General features: G+C 43.4%; 22 protein-coding genes and 1 other RNA gene. 19 read left to right on the forward strand and 4 right to left on the reverse strand.

All coding sequences use genetic code 11. The annotated features are described in order from the left end of the window. The first annotated feature begins 25 nt into the window (after positions 1-25). Both ssrA and AC1DIV_RS09080 read left to right on the forward strand, forming a co-directional pair. Positions 26-387: a transfer-messenger RNA gene (gene ssrA / locus AC1DIV_RS09075) on the forward strand. A gap of 201 nt (positions 388-588) precedes the next feature. Continuing rightward, positions 589-1,563, forward strand: a complete 975-nt coding sequence (locus tag AC1DIV_RS09080) for a nuclease-related domain-containing protein (RefSeq protein ID WP_340878072.1) — start codon at positions 589-591, stop codon at positions 1,561-1,563. Between the two features lie 67 nt (positions 1,564-1,630). Here AC1DIV_RS09080 and AC1DIV_RS09085 read toward each other — a convergent pair whose 3' ends face one another. The 3 genes from AC1DIV_RS09085 to fdhF form a co-directional block, all read right to left on the reverse strand. Continuing rightward, positions 1,631-2,002, reverse strand: a complete 372-nt coding sequence (locus AC1DIV_RS09085; RefSeq protein ID WP_260358738.1) for a hypothetical protein — start codon at positions 2,000-2,002, stop codon at positions 1,631-1,633. A gap of 111 nt (positions 2,003-2,113) precedes the next feature. Continuing rightward, positions 2,114-2,590: a helical membrane plugin domain-containing protein gene (locus tag AC1DIV_RS09090; protein ID WP_340878070.1), complete on the reverse strand. Its 477-nt coding sequence runs from the start codon at positions 2,588-2,590 to the stop codon at positions 2,114-2,116. An 18-nt stretch (positions 2,591-2,608) separates the two neighbouring features. Beyond that, complete coding sequence (gene fdhF / locus AC1DIV_RS09095) at positions 2,609-5,548, reverse strand: formate dehydrogenase subunit alpha (protein ID WP_340878069.1); 2,940 nt, start codon at positions 5,546-5,548, stop codon at positions 2,609-2,611. Positions 5,549-5,882: 334 nt separating this feature from the next. On the opposite strand from fdhF, the gene AC1DIV_RS09100 reads away from it, so the two are divergent. The 17 genes from AC1DIV_RS09100 (at position 5,883) to AC1DIV_RS09180 (ending at position 22,157) form a co-directional block, all read left to right on the forward strand. Continuing rightward, positions 5,883-6,245 (forward strand): Na-translocating system protein MpsC family protein, encoded by a 363-nt coding sequence (locus tag AC1DIV_RS09100; protein ID WP_048688083.1) that lies wholly within the window; start codon positions 5,883-5,885, stop codon positions 6,243-6,245. A gap of 55 nt (positions 6,246-6,300) precedes the next feature. Continuing rightward, complete coding sequence (gene fdhD / locus AC1DIV_RS09105; RefSeq protein ID WP_323596303.1) at positions 6,301-7,098, forward strand: formate dehydrogenase accessory sulfurtransferase FdhD; 798 nt, start codon at positions 6,301-6,303, stop codon at positions 7,096-7,098. Positions 7,099-7,244: 146 nt separating this feature from the next. After that, positions 7,245-8,117 carry a LysR family transcriptional regulator gene (locus tag AC1DIV_RS09110; protein ID WP_340878067.1) on the forward strand — a complete coding sequence of 291 codons (873 nt, stop codon included), beginning with the start codon at positions 7,245-7,247 and terminating at the stop codon, positions 8,115-8,117. Between the two features lie 148 nt (positions 8,118-8,265). Next, complete coding sequence (locus tag AC1DIV_RS09115; RefSeq protein ID WP_323066286.1) at positions 8,266-9,192, forward strand: AEC family transporter; 927 nt, start codon at positions 8,266-8,268, stop codon at positions 9,190-9,192. A gap of 159 nt (positions 9,193-9,351) precedes the next feature. Next, entirely contained in the window at positions 9,352-10,374 is a 1,023-nt protein-coding gene (locus AC1DIV_RS09120; protein WP_034310025.1) for a tripartite tricarboxylate transporter substrate binding protein, read from the forward strand. A 56-nt stretch (positions 10,375-10,430) separates the two neighbouring features. Continuing rightward, a complete protein-coding gene (locus AC1DIV_RS09125; RefSeq protein WP_053536800.1) occupies positions 10,431-10,886 on the forward strand; it encodes a tripartite tricarboxylate transporter TctB family protein in 456 nt (151 codons plus the stop codon). A gap of 18 nt (positions 10,887-10,904) precedes the next feature. Beyond that, entirely contained in the window at positions 10,905-12,431 is a 1,527-nt protein-coding gene (locus tag AC1DIV_RS09130) for a tripartite tricarboxylate transporter permease (RefSeq protein ID WP_340878066.1), read from the forward strand. A 79-nt stretch (positions 12,432-12,510) separates the two neighbouring features. Continuing rightward, positions 12,511-14,142 (forward strand): ATP-binding protein, encoded by a 1,632-nt coding sequence (locus AC1DIV_RS09135; RefSeq protein WP_340878065.1) that lies wholly within the window; start codon positions 12,511-12,513, stop codon positions 14,140-14,142. Continuing rightward, entirely contained in the window at positions 14,099-14,803 is a 705-nt protein-coding gene (locus AC1DIV_RS09140; protein WP_477576200.1) for a response regulator, read from the forward strand. Before AC1DIV_RS09135 ends, AC1DIV_RS09140 begins: the two co-directional genes overlap by 44 nt. 293 nt (positions 14,804-15,096) lie before the next feature. Next, a complete protein-coding gene (desA, locus tag AC1DIV_RS09145; protein ID WP_340878064.1) occupies positions 15,097-16,149 on the forward strand; it encodes a Delta(5) desaturase DesA in 1,053 nt (350 codons plus the stop codon). 94 nt (positions 16,150-16,243) lie between these two features. Then, a complete protein-coding gene (locus AC1DIV_RS09150) occupies positions 16,244-17,365 on the forward strand; it encodes a sensor histidine kinase (protein ID WP_048688106.1) in 1,122 nt (373 codons plus the stop codon). Between the two features lie 12 nt (positions 17,366-17,377). After that, entirely contained in the window at positions 17,378-17,986 is a 609-nt protein-coding gene (locus AC1DIV_RS09155) for a response regulator transcription factor (protein ID WP_053536795.1), read from the forward strand. A 108-nt stretch (positions 17,987-18,094) separates the two neighbouring features. Beyond that, a complete protein-coding gene (gene msrA / locus AC1DIV_RS09160) occupies positions 18,095-18,616 on the forward strand; it encodes a peptide-methionine (S)-S-oxide reductase MsrA (RefSeq protein ID WP_053536794.1) in 522 nt (173 codons plus the stop codon). 147 nt (positions 18,617-18,763) lie between these two features. Next, positions 18,764-19,459 carry a response regulator transcription factor gene (locus tag AC1DIV_RS09165; RefSeq protein WP_340878063.1) on the forward strand — a complete coding sequence of 232 codons (696 nt, stop codon included), beginning with the start codon at positions 18,764-18,766 and terminating at the stop codon, positions 19,457-19,459. Continuing rightward, positions 19,456-20,811, forward strand: a complete 1,356-nt coding sequence (locus AC1DIV_RS09170; RefSeq protein ID WP_340878062.1) for a sensor histidine kinase — start codon at positions 19,456-19,458, stop codon at positions 20,809-20,811. Before AC1DIV_RS09165 ends, AC1DIV_RS09170 begins: the two co-directional genes overlap by 4 nt. Positions 20,812-20,875: 64 nt before the next feature. Continuing rightward, positions 20,876-21,424, forward strand: a complete 549-nt coding sequence (locus tag AC1DIV_RS09175; RefSeq protein ID WP_340878061.1) for a PepSY domain-containing protein — start codon at positions 20,876-20,878, stop codon at positions 21,422-21,424. A gap of 250 nt (positions 21,425-21,674) precedes the next feature. After that, positions 21,675-22,157 (forward strand): tetratricopeptide repeat protein, encoded by a 483-nt coding sequence (locus AC1DIV_RS09180; protein ID WP_340878060.1) that lies wholly within the window; start codon positions 21,675-21,677, stop codon positions 22,155-22,157. A gap of 227 nt (positions 22,158-22,384) precedes the next feature. Here the strand turns inward: AC1DIV_RS09180 and shc are convergent, their stop codons facing one another. Further along, positions 22,385-24,280, reverse strand: coding sequence for a squalene--hopene cyclase (gene shc, locus AC1DIV_RS09185; RefSeq protein ID WP_340878059.1), 1,896 nt, complete (start codon positions 24,278-24,280; stop codon positions 22,385-22,387). Positions 24,281-24,294: the final 14 nt, after the last annotated feature.

The following is a 24,294-nucleotide window of genomic DNA, read 5'->3' on the forward strand; positions in this document are numbered from 1 at the left end:
CTCTCGTACGCTCCATTTATATCATGGGGACGTTACGGATTCGACAGGGATAGTTCGAGCTTAAGTTGCGAGTCGAGGGGATCGGCCTCGTTAAAACGTCAACGCCTATAACTGGCAAACAAAACAACAACCTAGCTTTCGCTGCTTAATAACAGTCGATAGCTGTTCCTCCCTCCATGGCCCACGTGGTAGGGTAAGGGACTCACTCTAAGTGGGATACGCCGGAATCCACCGTCTGAGGATGAAGGAAGAGACCAATCAGACTAGCTGCTCTGCCGCCTGTCGATAGGCTAATGAGTTCGCGAAATGCGAATATATCGACTACACTCGTAGAAGCTTAAGTGCCGTTATGTCTGGACGTGGGTTCGACTCCCACCGTCTCCACCAATACATATATTGGTGGTTTTTTATTTGGTTTTTTTTCGTCGTTTTTGTCGAAAAATCGATAAATCGTATAATTCGCAGATATATCAGGATTTTTCGTTGATATATCTCCAATTTCGAAGATATATTCCCGATTTCGCAGATAAACTGTACAATTTCCATCATTTGCTGTAGAATCCTTTTGAAGAAAATAGGATTGGAGCGATGAAATTGATTGTAAAAAAACGAAAAGTTCCTCTTGCCGTCCGCAAATTACGTGCATTAGCGTGCAGGCTTCCTCCGAATCACCCTAAAGTTCCCTTAATCATGAACGATCTCAAAAAAAGGGAAGCGGGCTATAAAGGGGAATGTTCCATTGATTTTCCATTAAGCTTTCTTGAACCGAAAAGCTATTTCATCTTCCACGATTTAAGGCTTCAGGATCAATCCCGATTTTTTCAACTGGATACCTTATTAATCTCCAAGAAATATGCGCTTATCATTGAAGTGAAGAACATTGCAGGGTCAATCTATTTTGATCCGCATTTCAACCAGCTCATTCGAACGATAGAAGGAAAAGAAACGGCCTTTTCAGATCCCATCATACAAGTCAGCCGCCAGGAATCACAATTGACCAATTGGTTCTTGAAAAACGGTTTTCCCTCACTGCCCATCCTTTCATTGATTGTCATCAGCAATCCCCAAACAATCATCCGTACAGCTCTTGAAAACCATGAACTCCACTATAAAGTTATCCATCGCGATGCACTTCCTGCTAAAATTAATCAAATGGAGCATTCCATAACAGAATCCAGTTTTAGTGAGAAAGATTTGAAGAAAGCAATTCGCGTAATGAATAAACACCACATCGATGCGGACTTTTCCATTCTGGAACGATACAATCTTACCGAAAAGGACCTAATTAAAGGAGTGATTTGTGAGAATTGTAAGGGCAATAAATTATTTAGAAGGCATGGCACATGGCTTTGCAATCAATGCCAACTCTCCAGTAAAAAAGCACATATCCCGGCTTTACGAGATTATTTTTATCTATTAGGCTCGACCATAACGAATCGGCAGTTGAGGAACTTTTTAAACATTTCCTCTTCATCCAGTGCAACGAGGATCTTGCAATCATTGAATCTGACAAGCAGTGGTGCGAATAAGGGGAGGGTGTACAGCCTGTATTTTGATGAGTGATTTCTGAGTGATCTTGCCTTAATCATAAAAAAGGAATAGTTTCTATACCATTCCTTAATAGTAAAAATCATTTCTCTATATTTACATCAACATTTTGGAAATCCTCCAAAATAATATCTATTACTGGAAAAACTCCATCAGCTTGATAAGCTAATAAGATTTTTTTTACTGAGGCAATATGTAATTCTTCCATTTCCATATTTTTTATATCCGCCATTTTTTTTCTCATTTCTTCCTTTGTGGGATAATTTTTTGTGCCGTAAACCCACATGAAAAATCTATCTAACTCACTAACCTCTTGCTCTGTAAAGCCATGTGATAATAACTCATAATACCTAGACTTTAAATTCGGGGCCATACTATCATGTAATTTAAAAAATGCATGCTTCAATAAAAACAATTCGTATTCTAATTCCTTAATTTTTTCTTCTTGATTCATTTAAATCATCCACTCCAATGCAACGCTGCGTGTTCATCAGTTTTGCAGCAACTAAGCCCTATGATAAAACAAAGACTCAAAAGAAGCTTCTCTTGAGTCTTTGTTCCGTTTCTATTCTTTTAATTCCTTGCCCATTCCCTTGAGGAAGTGAACGCCAAAGCCGATTGCCCGGTTTATGTCTGGATCATTCAATGTTTTCATTAATTCCAGAACGCCGATCTTCTTATCGGACTGAAGGAATTTGTTTCCTTCATCGATTCCTGCAAGTGCACTGTTCAGCAGTTTCGTGGATTGTGCAGCATCGGCGTTCATCAAGGCTCCTGTTGCACCCATAAGGGTATTGATCAGGTTTGTGACAGGTTGCCTTGTGATTTGTTGAAGTGCGATTTTGGCAATTTGTTCTTTTCCTTGAAGCATGGAGGTCGCGGCTTCGAATACTCCCGAGACATTCAGTTCATTGACGATTTTAAACATATTGTTCAAGGCATCTTCATTATCGGTGATCAGCGTTTTCAGTTCCTCCAGTTTTTGTAGCTTTATCTCTTCCTCAGTAATGGGATTATGGATTTCCGTTATAGGAGCTGCCATGATCTTCACCCTCCTTGTTTAATTATCCGTTAAGTGAACATACCCTGGACGGGCCCACTTACGTTCAACCTCGACACCATTTTGAGGATGACGTTTTTTGTTCCGTGGATTGGTACCCGGTAATGGAATGTCTCCGCTTGCGCTTAATACTTCCATGCGGACCATCGTCTGTTTGTAAGCAGGCGTGCTTGTGCGTCGATCATAGATGGGACCGGTCAGGAAGTTAATGGCAGAGTCTTTATCGACGGAGTTCATCGGTAAAAATAGCTCATTATTTTTAACACGGTCTGTGATCAATGCTTTTAACTTAACGGCCCCGAATGGAGACACCAAGCGAACGAGTCCGCCATCACTGACTTTACGTTCTTTGGCAAGTTCTGGGGAAACCTCGACGAAAATATCAGGTACTTTCGCTTGGATTCCATTGGATTTGTTCGTCATATTCCCTTCATGGAAATGCTCCAGCATGCGTCCATTATTGATATGAAGGTCATATTCTTCCGGGAATTTATGAGGTTCCACCCAGTCAGCCAGTGCAAAGCGCGCTTTTTTATCAGGGAAGTTGAAGCCATCCACATAAAGAAGCGGCGTGCTTGATCCATCATGGCTCCCCCAGAGGAAGCTGTTCCATCCTTCCAGCACTTCATAATTCGCTTGGCTGAATATCGGTGACAGGCTTGCCATTTCGTCATAGATTTCACTAGGGTGAGAGTAGTTCCAATTCGCACCTAAGCGGTTGGCGATCTCTTGGGTGATTTCCCAGTCCGCCTTAGAATCTCCCATAGTGGGAAGGGCTTTATATAATCGCTGTACACGGCGCTCCGTATTGGTGAAGGTTCCGTCTTTTTCAAGAGATGGAGCACCGGGCAATACCACGTCGGCATATTGGGCAGTTCTTGAAAGGAAAATATCCTGGACAACAAAGAAGTCCAATCCGGATAACACTTTATCAACATGGTTGGCATCCGCGTCAACAAGTGCCATATCTTCACCTACAAGATACATCGCCTTCATGTCGCCTTTTTCTATCGCTTTAAGCATTTCAATATTGTTCAAGCCTGGTTGGCCATCGATTTTCACTCCATAAGCTTTTTCGAATTTAGCACGTGCCACGTCATCGGTAACATGCTGATATCCTGGAAGCCATGTTGGAAGGGTACCCATATCGCAAGCGCCCTGTACATTGTTATGGCCGCGAAGCGGATAGGCTCCCGCTCCTGGACGACGGTAGTTACCCGTAGCCAATAGCAGGTTGGAAATTGCCGCCGAAGTATCGGAAGCACCGGTGTTTTGTGTTACGCCCATACCCCAAAGAATGCATGTACCATCTGCATCGCGAATGGTCTCAGCAATTTGGATCAATGTTTCTCTTGAAATGCCTGTGTGTGTTTCTGCATATTCCAGGGTATATTTTTCAAGTACTTCTTTATAATCGTCGAAGAAGTTAACATTTTCATTGATGAATTCTTGATCATGCCAGCCTTGATCGATCATATATTTTGTAACCGCCATCAACCAAACTTGATCCGTTCCTTGTTTTGGGCTGATATGGATGTCGGAACGTTCGGCCATTTCGTTTTTGCGGATGTCAGCTACGATCAGTTTTTGTCCGTGAAGCTTGTGAGCCCGTTTAACGCGTGTCGCCAGTACGGGATGGCCTTCTGCCGGGTTGGCACCAACGATGATGACAAGACCTGCTGCGGCGATATCTTTGATCGTACCAGCATCTCCGCCCATGCCGACTGTACGGAACAGTCCGTCTGTTGCCGGAGATTGACAGTAACGAGAGCAATTGTCCACGTTATTCGTTTCGAACATTTGCCGTGCCAGTTTTTGAATGACATAGTTTTCTTCATTCGTGATCTTGGAAGAGGAAATGAAGCCTACTGAATTTCTGCCGTATTGCTGTTTGATCGAACCGAGTCTGGATGCAACCAAATCAAGTGCTTCATCCCAGCTTGATTCAACGAATCTTCCATTTTTCCGAATCAGGGGCTTTGTCAAACGTTTTTCCGAGTTTACGAAGTCCCAACCGAATTTCCCTTTGACACATGTGGATATCGCATTGACGGGTGCTTCATGAGTAGGTTGGACTTTAAGGATTTTACGGCCTTTTGTCCAGACTTCGAATGTGCATCCAACCCCACAGAACGTACAGACCGTTTTTGTCTTCTTCGTCCGTGTCTCTCGCATTGCCGCTTCAATCTCCGAAATGGCAAAGATCCCGCTGTATCCAGGTTCCACTTCTTTGACAAGGTCTATCATCGGTTCAAGCATATCGTTTTTCAAGCCTGACATGAAACCAGCTTCGCCAAGCATCGATTTTTCCATTAATGCATTACATGGACAGATCGTTACACATTGTCCGCAGCCTACACAAGACGAGTTATTGATTTCCGTTCCTTCATCCCATATTACCCGAGGGCGTTCTGCTTCCCAGTCGATGGACAGCGTCTCGTTGACCTGAAGGTTTTGGCACACTTCAACACATTGCCCGCATGCGATGCATTGATTGGCATCATAGCGGTAAAATGGATGGGACATATCGACGGCACCCAATTCCACTTTCGGTGTATAAGGATATTTTTGGTGTTCAATTTCCATTAATTCTGCCGTGTTATGTAGCTTGCAATTTCCGTTATTATTATCACATACAGTACAGTATAAAGAATGGTTTTCAAGTATCCGGTCCATGGCCTCGGTTTGGGCTTCTTTTGCCTTGCTTGAGTCCAAGGCTATATCCATGCCGCTCACTGCTTTTGTCGAACATGACCGGACGAGTTTCCCATTAACTTCGACGATGCATGTGTCGCATGTTTGGATCGGATCCACTTCAGGAACATAACAAATCTGTGGGTGAGCCATCTCATTTTGGTTGATGACCTCCAGTATTGTCATACCTTCATTAGCGGTATAAGCCTTCCCGTTGATTGTGATGGTGATGTTTGAATCGCTCATTATATTTCCCCCTTTTATAGCCAAAAAGACGCAAAAAAACCACCATGATTACACCTCCGTCTCTGAACGGAAATGTAGGTCATGGTGGAATAGTTTAATAGCAAAGCTTGCCAATATACCAATCCATACCATAATGGATAATTTTAAAAAAGATAGGACACAACAGTACACTATCATGCTCCCAACTTTCATCATTGATATTATACCTTTTATCATGAAAAGAAACAATCCTGGAAAGAGGGTATCATTCCCAAATCCCTTTCGTTTTTCTTCGCGTTGATTTATGATAAGAAAATTGAGAACTTAATTTTTCTTGAAATGGAGTGACGCAACGGTGTCAAAAGTTATCCATGAATTCAATGATATGATTCGTAAGCTGCGCAAGGAACTATTCGGTAAAGGGCCAGAACGGATACACACGGTTTTCGTGGAAAATATGGCCGTTTCTACGTTATATGGAAATTTGACTCCTACGGAAATGTTCATATCAAGATCGGAGGAAGGAAGGGATATGGTCCATTCTGCACGAACCAAAATGGTTCAGGATGTGTATTCGGAGAGTCCTCCCGATGGAATGGAAGATCTGGTTGGAGCTAAACTGCTCCATTTGTTTTCAGACATCAAAATCAAAGAAAACATAGCGATTTCCGTATTCGTATTTGATAAGAATATAGCGGACAAACTCAACGGGCATTGACCATGTTCCTTACATATTGGTCAATAGGCTCCTGGATAGTAAAAGGAGTGGGAGCATGAAAGCGATTGAAATCAAGAGGGACATCATCCGGATAACCAAAGGTAACATCGAGCGGACGGAAGATGCGATCGTAACGGAGCATCCCGTTACTGTCAAAATAAATGGCCAGGAATTCGTCACGATGGTTTGTACACCTGAATACATCGAGGATATGGTGATTGGTTATTTGGCTTCGGAAGGAATCATCAAAAAATATGATGAGATAAAAGAAATCTGGGTCCAGGAAAAAGAAGGATTTGTTCATGTGAAGACGGATAAAGTGAATCCCTACTTCCAGGACTTTCAAAATAAGCGGTATATTACATCATGCTGCGGAATGAGCAGACAAGGTTTCGTCTTTGTAAATGATGCATTGACTGCCAAGAAAATGGATGATGTTTCGGTGAAACTGACTCCTGATGACTGCTTCCGCTTGATGAAGGATTTACAAAATTCTGCTGTCACCTTCCAGAACACGGGCGGAGTCCACAATGCCGCTTTATGTGATGCCGGTGGCCTCGTATTAAGCAGGATGGACATCGGAAGGCATAATGCCTTGGACAAAATATACGGGCATTGCTTGAAAAATGGCATTTCGATGGAAGGGAAGGCTATCGTGTTCAGCGGCCGGATTTCATCGGAAATTCTCTTGAAAGTGGCGAAAATCGGCTGTGAACTGATACTCTCGAAGTCCGCTCCAACTGAATTGGCTTTGGAGTTGGCTGAAGGATTGGGAATCACGACGGTCGGGTTCATTCGCAATGATTCACTGAATATCTACACATGTCCTGAAAGAATTCTATTGAATGACTGAGCATCCTTCGCTGGAAGGATGCTTATCGGAAAGTCCTGCCGGTTTGGCCTGGGCTTTTTTGTATTTGTAAAAGGATATATCCAACAGGCCTTTTGTGGTACAGTTTTTATAAAACATTCAAGGGAATTCGTATCGGGGGAAGGGTTATGAACGAAAGGGATTGGCATATTTTAAAGGTGTTGCATGAACACAGGAATATTACTAAAACGGCGCAAAGTTTATATATCTCGCAACCTTCTTTAACGAAACGGATTCAACAAATGGAGAAGGAATTCAATCTGAAGATTGTGGAGCGGGGAACTAGGGGAGTGCAGTTCACCCCTCAAGGTGAATATTTGGCCATCTGTGCAGATGAGATGCTGATCAGGCTCCGGCAGATAAAAGAGACAGCATTCAATATGGGTCAGGAGATCAGTGGAACATTACGGCTGGGTGTTTCCAACTATATTACGCTGCATAAGTTGCCAGGCCTGCTGAAAATATTTCGTGAGCGATTTCCTAAAGTGGATTTCCATGTGACAACTGGCTGGAGTAAAGAAGTGCTGGACCTCATTTATAAGGAAGAAGTGCATGTCGGGATTGTTCGGGGGGACTATCAATGGTCAGGATCAAGGCATCATCTTTTTGAGGAAACGATTTGTATTGCTTCCAAGGAAGAAATCGAAGTCCGGAACCTGCCTTTCCTGCCGAGGATCGATTATGGGACAGATGCCCTTTTGAAAACAATGATCGATAATTGGTGGAGAGACAATTTTTCCGGACCTCCTTTGGTGGGGATGGAAGTGGACAAAGGGGATACATGCAAGGAAATGGTCAGGAATGGCCTGGGATATGGCATCCTCCCCAGTGTTTTATTGGAGAAAGACCAAAACCTCCGTCAAATGGACCTTAAGGACAAGCAAGGTAATCCCCTTATCAGGAATACGTGGATGTTATATCATGAAAAGTCGCTGGAATTAAAACTGGTCAAAGAGTTTGTCGAATTTGTCAAAGGCGTCGATTTCATGAGGGATATTTAACGGGAAGGGCAGAAATGCTTTTTTATCATTCCTTTTTTGAATGGATAACGATAATTTATTGGTATTTTAATTATGGTCATCCCGGCATTATGATAGATGGGAGATGTATATCATCAGGAATTTGCCTAAGGAATGGAGAGGAAGTCAAGTGAGTGTCCTGTTTCTGATCGTATTGAATGTCATTGTACCGGTTTTTTTCCTTATAGGGGCGGGGGCCATACTGCATCGTAAATTCAAGTTGGATATGAATACGCTGTCTAAATTGAATCACTTCCTGCTCATGCCCGCCATTAGCTTTGTCAATATCTATCAAAGCAAATTGGGCGGGGGGATGATCGTCCAGATATTCAGCTTCCTTGCTCTTCAAGCAGTAAGCCTCATCATCGTGAGTACAGTGGTAGCGAAACTTGCCAGGTTTGATCAAAGTCTTTCGGCCACGTTTAAAAATAGTGTAGTCCTGAATAACTCGGCCAATTTCGGGTTGCCTGTCAGTCAGATGGTTTTTAATGGAAATCCCCTTGGCCTGTCGATCCAAGTCATCGTTATCATTTTTCAAAACCTGTTGACCTATACCTATGGATTGATGAATTCTGTTTCCGTCCATACAAAAAGTGCGAAGGGTGCCATTCGCGAGTTCTTGAAGAACCCCGTCATTTATGCTTTATTGCTTGGTTTAATATTACATTCAGTTTCTTTCGACATTCCGCTTTTCTTATGGACCCCGATTGAAAATATTGCGAGTGCCTTCATAGCCATTGCATTGATTACATTAGGTGCACAGAGTGCCTATTTGAAAATAACGCATTTCCCGCTTCCGCTTATCCTTAGCTTGGCGGGGCGTTTAATACTCTCGCCATCCATCGCCTTCCTGATTATTCTCATGCTGGGCTTGGAAGGGACTGTCGCCCAAGGGTTGTTTATCGCAAGCTCATTTCCCACATCCAGAAACAGCGCATTATTCGCTTTGGAATATGACAACCATCCGGAGTATGCGGCACAGGCGGTTTTGATGTCGACTTTATTCAGCAGCATAACGGTAACGATGGTCGTGTATCTATCAAAAATACTATTCTAGCAGGGCTGCTCTTTGTGGGCGGGCCTTTTTCCCGTGTCTCCCGATAAAACTTTATGAACAATATGAAGGTTTTGGAATTTATGCATTTTAGTTGGGCAATCATTGAAAGCGAAGATATTTTTGTAGAATTAAGAAAACGCTTTCAAAAGGGGGATTACTATGTTTTCTCGTAAAAAGATATCAGCGGTACTATTGGCAGGTTCGTTAGCTTTAAGTTTAGGTGCATGCAGCAGTTCGGGGACATCAGGAGAAAAGAAAGAAGATACAGGTTATCCGAAAAAAGCGATAACGGTCGTTGCTCCTTCGGGTGCAGGTGGGGGATGGGATTTAACGGCCCGTTCATTTACAAAGGTCTTGGGTGAGACGAAATTGGTGAACCAGCCATTGACCGTCGAAAACAAACCCGGCGGCGGGGGCGCTGTCTTCATGGCGGATTATGCAACACAGCAAGCGGATAATAATGACATGCTGTTCGTTAATTCACCGCCTGTCATCATCAATAACCTTAAAAAAGAAGGCAACAGTCCTTATGGATATAAAAATACGACTCCTTTGGCGCAGCTGACAAAGGATTATGGGGCGATAGTGGTAAAGGCGGATTCTGAATTCAAGGATTTGAAATCAGTGCTTGAAGCGGTGAAGAAAGATCCGCGTAAGCTGACCTTTGCAGGGGGATCGGCACCGGGATCCATGGATCATTTGATTTCCATTCTTCCAGCCTATGAATATGGCCTGAATCCAACCGAACTTAAATACGTTTCTTACGACGGTGGCGGGGAAGCGATTACGGCATTGCTTGGCGGAAATGCGGATGTGATCGGAACGGATGCATCCAGTGTCAGGGAATTTTTAAAAGCAGGAAAGATTAGAGTGTTGGCCGTAACCTCGAATGAACGTTTAGGTGGGGATCTTAAAGACATACCGACGGCAAAGGAACAAGGGGTCGATGCTGAATTCACGATTTGGAGAGGCGTTTTTGGACCTCAGAATATGTCTGGTGAAGCGAAAACCTTTTGGGACGGAACCATTGAGAAGCTAGTTGAAACTTCTGAATGGAAAAAGGAAGTGGAAGTGCAGGGATGGGAACAAGAATATAAAAATAGTGAAGAATTCAGCAAGTTTTTAGTAGAACAGGAGAAACAGGTGCAGCAATTATTGAAAGCTTTAGGCATGGAAAAATAATCGGGAAGAAGGGGGTGCTTTCACCTTCTTCTTATTTTCTGAAATGGGGGATTGTGATGGATGTTAAATTTGATCGCTTTGCTTCTGCAGCCTTTCTGGCTGTCGGAGTGCTGTTTATGATAGGAAGCAGGAAACTGGCCAGTTCTTCTTATGGAAGTTCGGTAGGACCGGACATTTTCCCTTTTGTATTGGGGCTCGTTCTTTCTCTTTTAAGTATTCGCCTGTTCTATGAGGCATTTCGGGGCAAGGGGCAGGAATCACGTAAGGAAAAGCTGCAATATAAACCTTTTATCATCATTCTGCTCTCCACCTTGATTTATATTTTGACGTTGGAAACGATAGGGTATGTCATTACGACCTTTCTGTTTTTGTTTGTTTGCTTTCAAACGATGGAACGGAATAAGTGGGTGACATCGCTCATCATTTCCGCAGGTTTTTCCGGAATCATCTATTATTTATTCGTGAATGTGTTAAAGGGAACACTGCCGGGTTGGCCAATCTGGTTTTCATAAAAGGAAGGGGGATGTGAAGTGGGCACTTTTGATTATTTAATGCATGGATTTGAAACGGCACTAACTTGGTATAACATACTATTTGCATTTGTCGGAGTATTGATCGGTACGGCGGTCGGCGTTTTGCCGGGGATCGGGCCGATGAGCGGTGTGGCTCTTTTAATTCCGGTAACCGCTTCGATTACAGGTGGACTTCCTCCAGAGCAAGCGGCAACAAGCGCCATCATTTTACTTGCAGGTGTTTATTATGGAGCGATGTATGGAGGATCGACAACTTCAATCCTATTGAATACACCTGGCGAATCTTCTTCTGTCGTCACCACATTGGATGGCTACCAAATGGCCAAGAAGGGAAGAGCGGGGAGTGCTTTATCCATTTCGGCGATCGGTTCCTTCGTCGGAGGGATCGTCACCCTTATCGCCATGATTGCCTTGGCTCAGCCATTATCGACGATTGCCATTAAATTCGGTCCGGCGGAGTATTTTTCACTCATGCTTCTAGGGTTGGCGGCAGTCAGCGGCCTTGCGGGAAAATCCGTAACCAAGGCACTGATCATGACGGTTTGCGGTTTGTTGATCGGGACGATAGGCATTGATAATGTATCCGGGATCGCCCGTTTTACATTCGACTTTCCTTGGCTGTATCAAGGGATCGAATTCCTGACGATCGCTGTTGGTCTATTCGCCCTTGGGGAAGTATTCAAGACAATCTTGGAAAAGGACGAGGATGATGGGGAAATTGCAAAGATCAATAATTTGATTCCTTCCAAAGAAGAATTCAAGGAATCTGCGGGGCCGATTGCGAGGGGATCGCTCTTAGGTTTCTTTGTAGGAATCCTGCCGGGTGCAGGGGCCACTCTTGCTTCCTTCTTCTCATACCTTATGGAAAAACGGATTTCAAAAAAACCTGGTAGATTCGGTACAGGGGCGATCGCTGGTGTGGCTGGTCCTGAAACGGCCAATAACGCGGCTTCTGGCGGAGCGATGATACCATTATTGACGCTGGGAATTCCGGGTTCCGGTACGACGGCGATTTTAATGGGTGCGCTCATGATGTACAATGTTCAGCCAGGTCCATTATTATTCGAGGACCATCCCCAGGTGGCTTGGGGACTTATCGCCAGTATGTTCATCGGGAATCTGATGCTCCTCATCCTTAATCTCCCGCTCGTTAAGGTGTTTGCGAAAATCATTGAAACGCCAAAGAAATATTTGATTCCGATCATTATCGCGATTTCCATTTTTGGTGTTTACGCGGTACAAGTATCGACTTATGATTTATTGCTATTACTAGGGTGCGGGGTCTTGGGATACTTCTTAAGTAAAAATGATTATCCAATCGCCCCGTTGGTATTAGGCCTGGTTTTAGGGCCGATGATAGAAAACAATATGCGCAGGGCACTGACGATATCCGATGGGGATTACAGTTTGTTTTTCACTCGGCCGCTTTCGCTGACCTTCCTGATCGTAACGGCATTATGGCTGCTCATTCCGGTTTTACTTAAGAAGAGAGGGAAGGATGTTGTCATCAATATTGAAGGTTAATCGATATTTTCTGAATGTTGTGAAATAACCCCTTTTTTAAAGGGGTTATTTTTTATATGATGTAAGTAGAGGTGATTGAATGCGTTTACACACCAAGTTGATGCTGGGCATCTGTACGTTAATCATCTTAATGGGTGGAATCTTTGAAGTTATTTTCATAAATATCCTGGAAAATAACCTGAAGCAGGAAACAGGGGAAAAAGCATTGTCGGTTGCCCAGACCATTTCTTTGCTGCCTGAAATTAAACAAGCTTTTCGAACGGATCATCCTTCTGTAATCATCCAGCCCATCGCGGAAAGAATTCGCAGGCAGATCGATGCGGAATTCATAGTAATAGGAGATGAGAATGAAACACGGCTGTCCCATCCAAATCCCGACTTGATCGGAAAGAAAATGGTTGGGGGAGATAACGCCGAGGTTTGGGATGGGAAATCCATCATCACGGAGTCCACTGGCACATTGGGACCTTCCATAAGGGGGAAATCCCCGATAATCGCCAATGAAAAGGTCATTGGTGTCGTCTCCGTTGGCTACCTACAGGATGATATTGAAAAAGAAGTGTCCAGTATACAAAGAAAAATCGTCTTGATCATCTCTTTTATATTAATCGGCGGTTTGTTGGTGGCCTTTTTCATTTCATTCAATATAAAAAAGGCGATATTGGGTCTGGAGCCGAAAGAGATCGCCTGGATGTTTCAAGAGAAGCATGCCATTTTGGAATCCATTCATGAAGGCATCATTGCCATTGATGTTCATGGGAAAATCACGATCGTCAATGAAACGGCGCATAAAATCCTTCATATTCCTAAAGACGTCATGCTTCGCGGACAAAAAATCGAAGAAGTCATAACGCATACACATTTGCTTGATGTAGTAAGCACGGCACAGGCCGAATATGACCAGGAATTCATGATTGACGGTGAAGTTTTTTTGGCAAGCCGGATTCCCATTTTGAATGGACAGGGGGAAATCATCGGTGCCGTTGCAAGTTTGAGAAATAAATCGGAGCTATCCAATCTCCTTCAAGAACTGTCACATGTAAAGGCGTATGCAGAAGGGCTGAGGGCCCAGACACATGAATATTCCAATCGGCTTTATACACTGCTGGGCTTGATTCAACTTGGTTCATATAAAGAAGCAATGGATTTCATATCGAAGGAAGTCGATGTGACCCAGGGCTTCATTCACTTTCTGATGAAGGAAGTGCCCGATCCGATCATTGCGGGGTTCATCTTAGGGAAGGTAAGTTTAGCCAGCGAGCTGAAAATTGATTTTACCATCGATAGAGAAAGCAGTTTTAAAGATATTCCGTCCGAAATAGATCGGGATTTATTAGTGACGATCATCGGCAATCTCATCAATAATGCCTTCGAAGCTGTACGGGAAAACGAAAGGGAGGAAAAAAGGGTATCGTTGTTCGTCACGGACTTGGGTAAAGAGTTGATCATAGAGGTTGAAGATAATGGAAAAGGGATGAGCTCAGAGGTTACCGAACTGATTTTCCGGAACGGTTTTACGACGAAAAGCCATCAAACCAATTCAGGTATAGGTTTGAGCCTTGTTCAGGAAGCAATTGATGGTTTAGGGGGGTATATCACTTTTTCGACGAAAGAAGGGGAATATACGATCTTTACAGTAGCAATACCAAAAGACAGAGGGGGATTAAATGATGGCCCATCGCGCTATAGAAGTTCTGATCGTCGAGGATGACCTGCGGATTGCCGAGATACAAAAGCTATTCATCGAAAAGCTTGAGGGGTTTCAAACGATCGGGATCGCTTCAAGCTATGACGAGGCTAAAAGCTTCATTGAAATCATGCAGCCGGATCTATTGCTGCTCGATATGTATTTTCCGGATATGAATGGGCTCGATATCCTGAAGGAAATCAAGCAGCAAAGCAAACAAATGGATGTCATCATGATAACGGCGGCTAAAGAAATTGAAAAAGTCCAGGAGGCCATCAAGATCGGCATATTTGATTATATAATCAAGCCTGTTGCATTTGAACGTTTCAAGCAGTCGTTACGCCGGTATCAAGAGTATCACATTAAACTGTCTGAATTGGAAAAGGGCAATTTTCCCGTAACGCAGCAACAGGTGGACAAGCTTTTGCGAAAGGAAATGAAAGAAAAAGAGAGGGAACAAACTTCACTGCCAAAAGGAATCGATCGGATGACTTTGGAGAAGGTGATGGTTGTGTTGGGGAAATCTTCCCCGGGGTTAACTGCGGAAATAGTGGCGAAGGAAATCGTGAGCAGGACAACGGCAAGGCGGTATCTGGAGCACTTGATGTCAGAGGAAAAAATTGATGCCGATTTAACATATGGCACGGTAGGACGACCTGAACGGGTTTATGCCATCAAGATATAATGGGTTCGCCAAAGGCGGATCTTTTTTTATTTGATCGAATAAATGCAGGCGATTTCTTGGAATCGGATTGATGGGAAATTCACGTTTTTTTGCAGTTTAAAAATGATGAATGAGGAAAAAATACGTGTGAAAAGTTTTGATGCAGACAAGTATATGACAAGTGTCATGGCAGGGATTTGACGTTTATGACTATAGAAAGTCGATTATTAATCTTATACTTAAAGCAGAGATGCCGACATCGTTTTTTGAATTAATGCATTCAAACACTCCATATATTTTAAGAGGAGGAAAACATGAGTAACCATAATCAAAAACAATTGAGAAAAGATATTGCCCCTTTTGAAAAATCCAGTACTAAATCAAGCGTGAAACAGCTCATAAATACATTTCCGCCATTTTTCCTGTTATGGTTTTTAGCTTATCAAAGCTTAACCATTTCATACTGGCTGACACTTGCATTGGCCGTTCTTGCTTCTGGATTCGTAGTCAGGATTTTCATCATTTTCCATGATTGCTGCCATCAATCGTTTTTCAAAAGCAGGAAAGCGAATAGCGTCCTGGGTACAATCAGTGGGATCGTTACATTATTTCCCTATGAGCAATGGAAGCATAGCCACTCCATACATCATGCAACAAGCAGTAATTTAAACAAACGCGGTACAGGGGATATTTGGATCATGACCGTTGATGAATATATCGCCGCTTCATTCTGGGGGCGTCTTGCTTACCGTTTATATAGAAATCCGATCGTCATGTTTGGATTGGGTCCATTTTATCTATTTCTTGTATCGAACCGTCTGAATAAAAAGGGCGCTAAAAAGAAAGAACGGATGAATACGTATTTGACAAATGCTGCAATCGTGGCAATTTATGGTCTTTTATGCTTGGCTATCGGATGGCAGGCATTCCTGATGATTCAGGTACCGATGCTTTTTGTAACGGGATCACTGGGCATCTGGCTGTTTTATGTACAGCATCAGTTCGAAGATTCTTATTTTGAAGAGGAATCTGAATGGGATTACGTGAAGGCTGCCATTGATGGAAGTTCTTATTATAAACTTCCAAGGGTTTTGCAATGGGTAACCGGTAATATCGGTTTCCACCACGTGCATCACCTTAGTCCAAGAGTGCCAAACTATAACTTGGAAAAAGTCCATGATTCCACCCTGCCATTGCAGCAGGCAACGACAATCACCCTTAGTTCAAGTTTAAAATCGCTTCGCTTTCGCCTTTATGATGGAGAAAACAAGACGTTTGTAAGTTTTAAAGAGATTAAGGAACGTCTAAATGAAACAAAGTCTAAGGTGGAAATCAATAATAAACGTCCAAGTCTGCAAGAAAAATAAATAGTTCATCAAAAAACCATTCAATTCCCATTGGATGGTTTTTTGATGAAACTCCTTAGTATATACTAGGGTAAAAAGAAATAGAGGCGGCGCCATGCAAAGTTGGTATCATATCTTTCCGAAAAACACAGGGCTGAGCCCTTATGTCTGGATCATTTTTTGTATCCTTCCTTTTTATTTCATCTTCAAATCCTCTTCGATGTTGGAGATAGTCTTTGGAATCGTCATGATCATTTTGTTTTTCATATCATATGGTCTCTCATTCGTTTCGAAGGGATGGCCCGTATACGTGTGGACGGCGATACAAATAATCATTTCCATATCGATGACCATATTTTTCAGCTACATTTACTTTTCACTCTTTTTGGCATTCTTTATTGGGAATGTTCAAAATAAGGTTGGCTTTTTCGTATTATATTCAATCCAGCTATTGGCTACCATCGTGTCTGTCAATATTGGCTTCATCATGAAAGACCCTACCTTCTTTTCGCAATTTCCCTTTATGCTCATTTGTGTCGTAGGAGTGATCCTTCTCCCTTTCAACACGTATAATCGGAATAAACGGGGTATGCTGGAAGAACAATTGGAGGACGCCCATAAACGAATATCAGAGCTTGGCAAAATGGAAGAACGTCAGCGGATTGCCCGTGACCTACATGATACACTTGGACAAAAGCTGTCCTTGATTGGCTTGAAAAGTGACCTTGCAGGGAAATTGATCGATTTGAATCCGGAGACAGCCAAGAAGGAAATCAAGGATATCCGTCAAACGGCGAGGACGGCACTCAAGGAAGTACGTGAAATGGTGTCGGAAATGCGTGGGGCGAAGCTAAGCGATGAAATCATCCGGGTCAAGCAAATATTGAAAGCGGCAGAGATAGAATTCAATTTGGAAGGCACCACGGAATTGCGAGATACCCCATTGCTTGTTGAAACGGTTTTGAGCATGTGCTTGAAGGAAGCTGTGACCAATATCGTCAAGCATAGCGGTGCGGACTGCTGTAATATCGTCATCGAAGAATTACAAACAGGGGTGACGATCACAGTACAGGATAATGGAGTGGGACTTTCACATCGATCAGAGTATATTAAAGGAAATGGACTTCAAGGAATGAAAGAAAGGCTCGAATTCGTTAATGGCAGCCTGGATATTAGATCAACAGATGGAACGACACTGTATATAAGGGTTCCGAATGCTATAAAAAATAATGGATAGGTGGGATTAACCTTGATTCGAATCGTAATTGCCGAAGATCAGCGGATGCTGCTTGGCGCACTAGGGTCCATCCTTGATTTGGAAAGTGACATGGAAGTTGTCGGAAAAGCGAGCAATGGGGAAGAAGCAATGAATCTCGTCAATCAATTAAAGCCGGATATCTGCATAACCGATATTGAAATGCCAGTTAAAACCGGGCTAGATGTAGCGGAGGAGATCAAGGATCAGGGCCACCAATGCAAAGTCATCATTTTGACCACCTTTGCACGTCCTGGGTATTTTGAAAGAGCAAGAAAGGCCGAGGTAGGCGGATATCTTCTCAAGGATAGCCCTAGTGAGGAACTGGCGAACTCGATCCGTGTCATCATGGATGGGCGGCGCATTTATGCTCCCGAGCTGGTGGATATGGCTTTCGAAGAAGAAAACCCTTTGACTGAAAGAGAGAGCCAGGTGCTTAAATTGATCGCAGATGGTAAGACCACAAAGGAAATCGCAAGCCAGCTTTATCTGACCAATGGAACGGTCCGTAATTATATATCAGTCATCCTTGATAAATTGGATGTAAGCAACCGCGTTGAAGCAATCGTAAAATTCAAGGAAAAGGGCTGGTCAAAAGATTGAACAAAGCGTAAATCCCTGGAGGCTTCGCAAATCAAAAAAGCACAGTGTCAGGATTGAAATATGGTATATTAATTAATTTCTATTACATAAGGAAAGAGGATGACCATTATGCAAAAGGCTACATTTGCTGGAGGCTGTTTCTGGTGCATGGTGACACCATTTGAAGAACAACCGGGGATTGGGGGAATCGTATCCGGTTATACGGGAGGACATGTTGAAAACCCGACTTACGAGGAAGTGAAGACGGGAACTACTGGGCATTATGAAGTCGTGGAAATCACTTTCGATCCTCAGTTATTTCCTTATGAAAGATTGCTGGAACTATATTGGCAGCAAATCGATCCAACCGACGATGGCGGTCAATTCCATGACAGAGGAAGCCAATATCGGACGGCCATCTTCTATCATGATGAAGCTCAAGAAAAACTGGCCCTTGAAGCGAAAGAAAAGGTAGCGGCCAGCGGGAAGTTCCAGAAACCAATCGTAACGGAAATCCTTCCGGCCCAAACCTTTTACCCTGCCGAAGAATACCATCAAGGCTATCATAAAAAAAACAAAGATGATTATAAAGCGGACCGTGCGAAATCGGGACGCGATGAATTCATTGGCCAGCATTGGAACGGTGAATGAAATGGATCGGGTGTGTTTTCACATCCGGTTCTTTTTATTGTCCTTTTAAAGGTACAAAAATTAAATGCATTATTTTATGCGGAGGGGTCAATTTCTCATGATATTTTCATATTTCTTCAGTACACTAAGGGGTAGGTGGTGATGATCATGAATAAGAGAATTTTAATAATAGAAGATGAAGAAAAAATAGCGAGGGTCCTTCAGCTGGAACTTAATCATGAGGGTTATCAAACAGAATCGGCTTTTACCGGAAAGGCAGGTCTGGAAAGGGCGGAAGCCGAAGAGTGGGATTTAATCTTATTGGATGTGATGCTGCCCGAGTTGAATGGCATAGAGGTACTAAGGCGTTACCGGAAAAAGAATGGATCGACACCGGTCATCCTTCTGACCGCAAGGGATGCTGTGCCAGACAAGGTGAACGGCCTGGACCATGGCGCGAATGATTATGTAACGAAGCCGTTTGAAATTGAAGAGCTGCTGGCACGGATCCGTGCTTGTTTTCGTACCCATGTAAGGGAGAGCCAATCAATAGGGGAAGCGGATGAATTAAAGATCCATGATCTGAAGCTGAACCTTGGTACTAGGGACATTCACAGGCAAGGCAATAGGATTGAGCTGACTTCACGTGAATTCGATTTGCTGGTTTATCTTTTGCAAAATAAAAATCAAGTACTTTCAAGGGAGCAAATCCTGACACATGTATGGGGATATGACTTTGCAGGGGATACGAATGTGGTTGATGTGTATATCCGTTATTTGCGCAAAAAGATAGATTATCCCTTTGAGCTGCAGCTCATCCATACTTACCGCGGGGTAGGTTACAGCCTGAAGGAGCCCGTATGAAGATTCGGACGAAAATCCAATCGTATTCCAGTCTTTTTTTAAGCGTCATGCTCATATTGTTGAGTATCATCGTTTTAATCGCCTTCCTTTGGATATCGTTAGAGAGGGAACGGGATCTGCTTGAAGATCAAGCTTCATTAATCGAAGAAAATATCCTGACGAAAGATTTGATTTCCGGTGATTCCGATTTAATGGAGCCGTATATCCCGGACGATGGAATGGTGCGGATATTCGACATGGATGGAAGGCTGGTAAAATCATTTACGGATGAAGAGGACCTCAAGGGGCTTGCGGTTAAATCCATGAACGAGAAAGGATATGATTTTGCCAAAGCTGACGGTGAATATGTATTGACCTACCGTTATCCTTATCCTGATGAGGGGAAGAAATTGGGGATGATCGAGGTCACACAGCCGCAGGATACCCTCCTTGATAATTTATCGACGCTTGCCCTCGTTTTGGGCGGTGCATCCCTTTTTGTCATTCTGTTATCGATTCTTGCCGGTAAGTGGCTGGCCAACCTGATCCTCAAACCGATATCGGTCATGAGCGGAACGATGAAGGATATTGAGAAAAGCGGGGAATTCAAACGGATACCGCTAACGGATCAATCAAAGGACGAGCTGCAGGTGATGGGAGCGGCATTCAACAGGATGATGGAAAGGCTGGAGCGGAATTATAACCAACAGCAGCAATTCCTTTCAGATGCCTCACATGAATTGAAAACACCGATTACGGTAATCGAAAGCTACTCCTCTCTATTGAAACGCTGGGGAATGAAGGATCAGGCTATTCAGGAAGAGGCAGTGGAGGCAATCCATCATGAAGCCGTCCGGATGAAAAAGCTGACGGAACATCTTCTGCAGTCAGCTTCCCAAACGGAACCTTCAGAAGATGTGGAAGGGAAAATAGAACTCATTTCGTTTTGTGAAGGGATTGCCCAAACATTCAGAAGGACGGGAAATCGTGAAATAACGATAGAGTCAGAGTTTAAGGAAATCTATGCAATGACCATTTCCAGTAAGCTTGAACAGGTAATTGTCATCCTATTGGACAATGCAATGAAATATAGTGAATCAAGTATACAGATCATGATAAAACGGCAGGATAATGAAATTGTCATCGGTGTGAAAGATCACGGCGGAGGGATATCACCAGAACATCTCCCACATGTATTTGACCGTTTTTATCGCGTTGATTCATCAAGGGCAAGGAAAACGGGAGGCAATGGGCTCGGGCTATCCATCGCCCGGACGCTTGTAGAGTCAATCGACGGTAAATTGGAGATTCAAAGCGAGGTGGGAGAGGGAACGTTGGTGACTCTTACTCTTTCTCATCAAATTCTAATCTAACGCTCATGTTCATTTCATGAAGGGTGCTTATTATAAAGGTAACAACTTAAAGGAGGAATCATTCATGAAAAAACAGTGGAGTACGATTAAAGAAGGTATCATTCAAAGGAAAAAGGTAATCATGACAGTGTCCATAGCGTCTGTATTGCTTTTCGGCGGTGCTGCTGGAACGACGGTATATGCAGTCAATAAGGGGAACCTATCCGAGGATGAGGCTGTCAAAATGATTTCAGAAAAACTAGGCGGGGAAGTTACTCAATTTGAAAAGGATTGGGACCAGCCGATGACCTATGAGATGACCGTAAAAACGAAAGAAGGCTATCAGGACGTTGACGTTGATGCTGAAAAAGGAGAGATTCTTTCTCTGGAGACGGAAGACGGTGATGATGAGGATATGAGCACACAACAAGCCGTGGAAACTGCAAAAGTCAGCAGTGATCAAGCTGAAAAGATTGCCTTGAAAGCGGTGGATGGTCAAGTAACGGATATCGAGCTGGATTCAGAGAATGGCACCCTTGTGTATGAGCTGGAAATAAAACAAGGACTAAAGGAATATGATGTAGTGGTGGATGCCACCACGGGAAAAGTATTGAAAAACCAAATGGATGATTAATCATATGTCATGTCGATAGTAATCCATGATATATGGAGATTGAAATGTATGAAAGGATTTGCCGGGTGGCAGATCCTTTTTTTATTTGCCAAGCCAGTGGGGAAGTGAAGCTTCCGCATCCTTAACGATCATATTAGTTCCTGGCTTCAGCATTGTTGAAAGATGGGCTTTTTTATACATATAAGAAGGAATTGAAAAGTAGAATCGCGAATAGGGGCATTAAGGAATCATATACAATGGAGGAATGTTTATGGGGAATTTGGAAAGGGCCCTGCACTTAAGGGAAAAGAAAGAATTCGAAAAATCCAATCGTATATTGATGGATCTAGCAAAGCAAAATCCCGGTGATGCAGTCATACAGTATCAGTGTGCCTGGAGTTTGGATATTCTCGGACTTGAGGTAAAGGCGGTGCCCTATTATGAAGCGGCACTCGAATTAGGTTTGCCGGAGGACGATGCAAAAGGGGCCTACCTCGGGTTGGGGAGCACATATCGCACAATAGGGGAATATGAAAAATCAAGACGGACATTGGAAACCGGACTGGCGAAGTTTCCTGGGGATAAGGCTTTATTGGTATTCAGGGCCATGGCATTTTATAATTTGGGCCAACATGATCTTGCGATGGAATCTCTTTTGAAGATCATTGCCGAAACCTCGAGGGATCAAGAAATACAATCTTATGCTAAGGCGATAGAATTTTATAGTGATAAACTGGATAAAGTTTTCACATAAAATCGTGCTCATCCCCAAACTATCCACAAACCTGTATAAAACCAGTCATTTTTACATAGCCGAAATGAATGAATCAACAAATTTGATGGGGAAATTCTTGCTTTTGCCACTTTTACGGATAAATGAATGTGGATAACCTCGGATTGTGGATAACTTTCCGGTTTTATTCACTACTTTTCCACAGGTAATCCACATATTCACCTTTAATATGAAAAAAACCCTGGCGATTAAGTCTCCAGGAATTTTTTATTGTAATGACTTAAGGCTAAAAGGGGATAAATATAACGATAGCTATGATAATGGATATACAAAAAATTTGCCATTCCCTGGCCTGCAGGATAATCATTGGTCCAGCTTTCTTGTTGACCTGCACGGATGAGATAGGCAATGCCTTTTTCAATCTCGGCTGCCGGCCTTTCTGATGCCGATATCAACGCATCCACAGCCCAGGCTGTATGTGTCAGTGTGCTAGTTCCGAGGGGGATATATCGTTGCTTGATATCACTGTAACAAGATTCACCCCAGCCGCCATCTTCATTTTGAATTTTCTTCAACCAAGTTAAGGCTTTTTGGATGGATGGATGTCCAGTGGCTTGCCCTGCTGCCTTCAGGCCGGTCAGTGCAGACCATGTGCCATATAGATAGCAGATGCCCCAGCGCCCATACCAGGAGCCATCACGCTTTTGGTCTTCCAGTAGCCAATCCACCGCTCTTTTACTGACTTCTTCCGGCTTTTTCATATTTGTATAGTTCCCCAGGAATTCCAGCGTCCTTCCTGTCAGATCAGCGGTGGAAGGATCAGTCAGGAGATATTTCGAACCCTCTATGGGAATAAGCTGCAGCCATTTATGGTCGTTATTCCGTTCGAAGGCGGGAAATCCACCATCATCATTTTGCATGGAGATCGTGAAGGCGACACCGCGCTGCCAGCTGTCCCGATTATCCGGCTTTGCTTGCAATTGCTTAGCCAGCGCCCGCAGTGAGGCGGTCGTATCATCGACATCCGGATTCATGGTATTCAAATCCGAGAACCCCCAGCCGCCGGGAATTGCGTCAGGATTATGGATCAGCCAATCTCCATACATATAATGCTGGCGTGACAGCAAGTACTGATTGGCCGCCTTGACCGCTTTGTCTTTGAAAGGCATTCCCGCTTCTTGAAGGGCGTAGCTTATTAAGGAGGTATTCCAAACATGGGGCGTCGTGAACTGGATATGTGTGTGTCCCTCAATGGAGCAGGCCATCCCCTTCAGACCGGCAATGGCCTTTAGAATCACTGGATCTCTTTTCGAATATCCAATTGAAAGGAGGGCAAAGATCATGAAAAAGGTGGAGCCGAAATAATTGTACAGTGTCCCGTCTGGTTCCAGCCTGTCGAGCATGAACCTTTTCGTTGAATCCAGGGCCAAGGAATGCAAATAATCCGGATATCCAATCAAGGTTTTGACGCCTGTTTGAAGTTTGGAGAAGAAGGAACGATATTCTTCGGTACGGTATTCTTCCCACACTTGCTCTTCGGAACTGTCCTCCCTTGTTTGAAATAAATCTTTTAAACTTGGCGTGTCCGGGGTCGTGATCTGAAACTTTTTATGGCCAAGCAATAGCAATGGAATCATGTTGACCCGCCCATATACGGAAAGATCATAAATGCTGACGAAAAAGGTCGGTGGCAGTAAGACCACTTCGAGAGGAATGGGGAATAGGCGCGGCCATTGATATTGTCCGGTGACAGTAAGCATCATTTTCGTTAACATTTTGGCCTGTTTGATGCCGCCCTTGGAAAGAATGAATTGTTTGGCTTTCCTCATATGGGGATGATTCTTATTGCGGAGTCCGCTAAAAAGAAGGCCATAGTAAGCCTCGATCGTAACCGTAACATTGCCGTCCTTCTCATCTTGGAAAAGTTTCCATGACCCGTTTTCCGTTTGCTTGCTTTCGATTCTTTTTACTAAAGCCTCTATAAGAGGAGTATCTTCCATATCTAGAATTTTCAATAATATGATCATATAGGCATCTGCTGTTATCCCGGTGTCAAAGGGATAATTCCACGAACCATCAGCGGATTGGTCTTGTTTCAAGCGATGAACAAGGCGATTGATTTCCGATTGTACATGTTGGTTCAATGTCTTTCCTCCTC

The organism is Peribacillus sp. 05N428 (genome assembly GCF_056397085.1).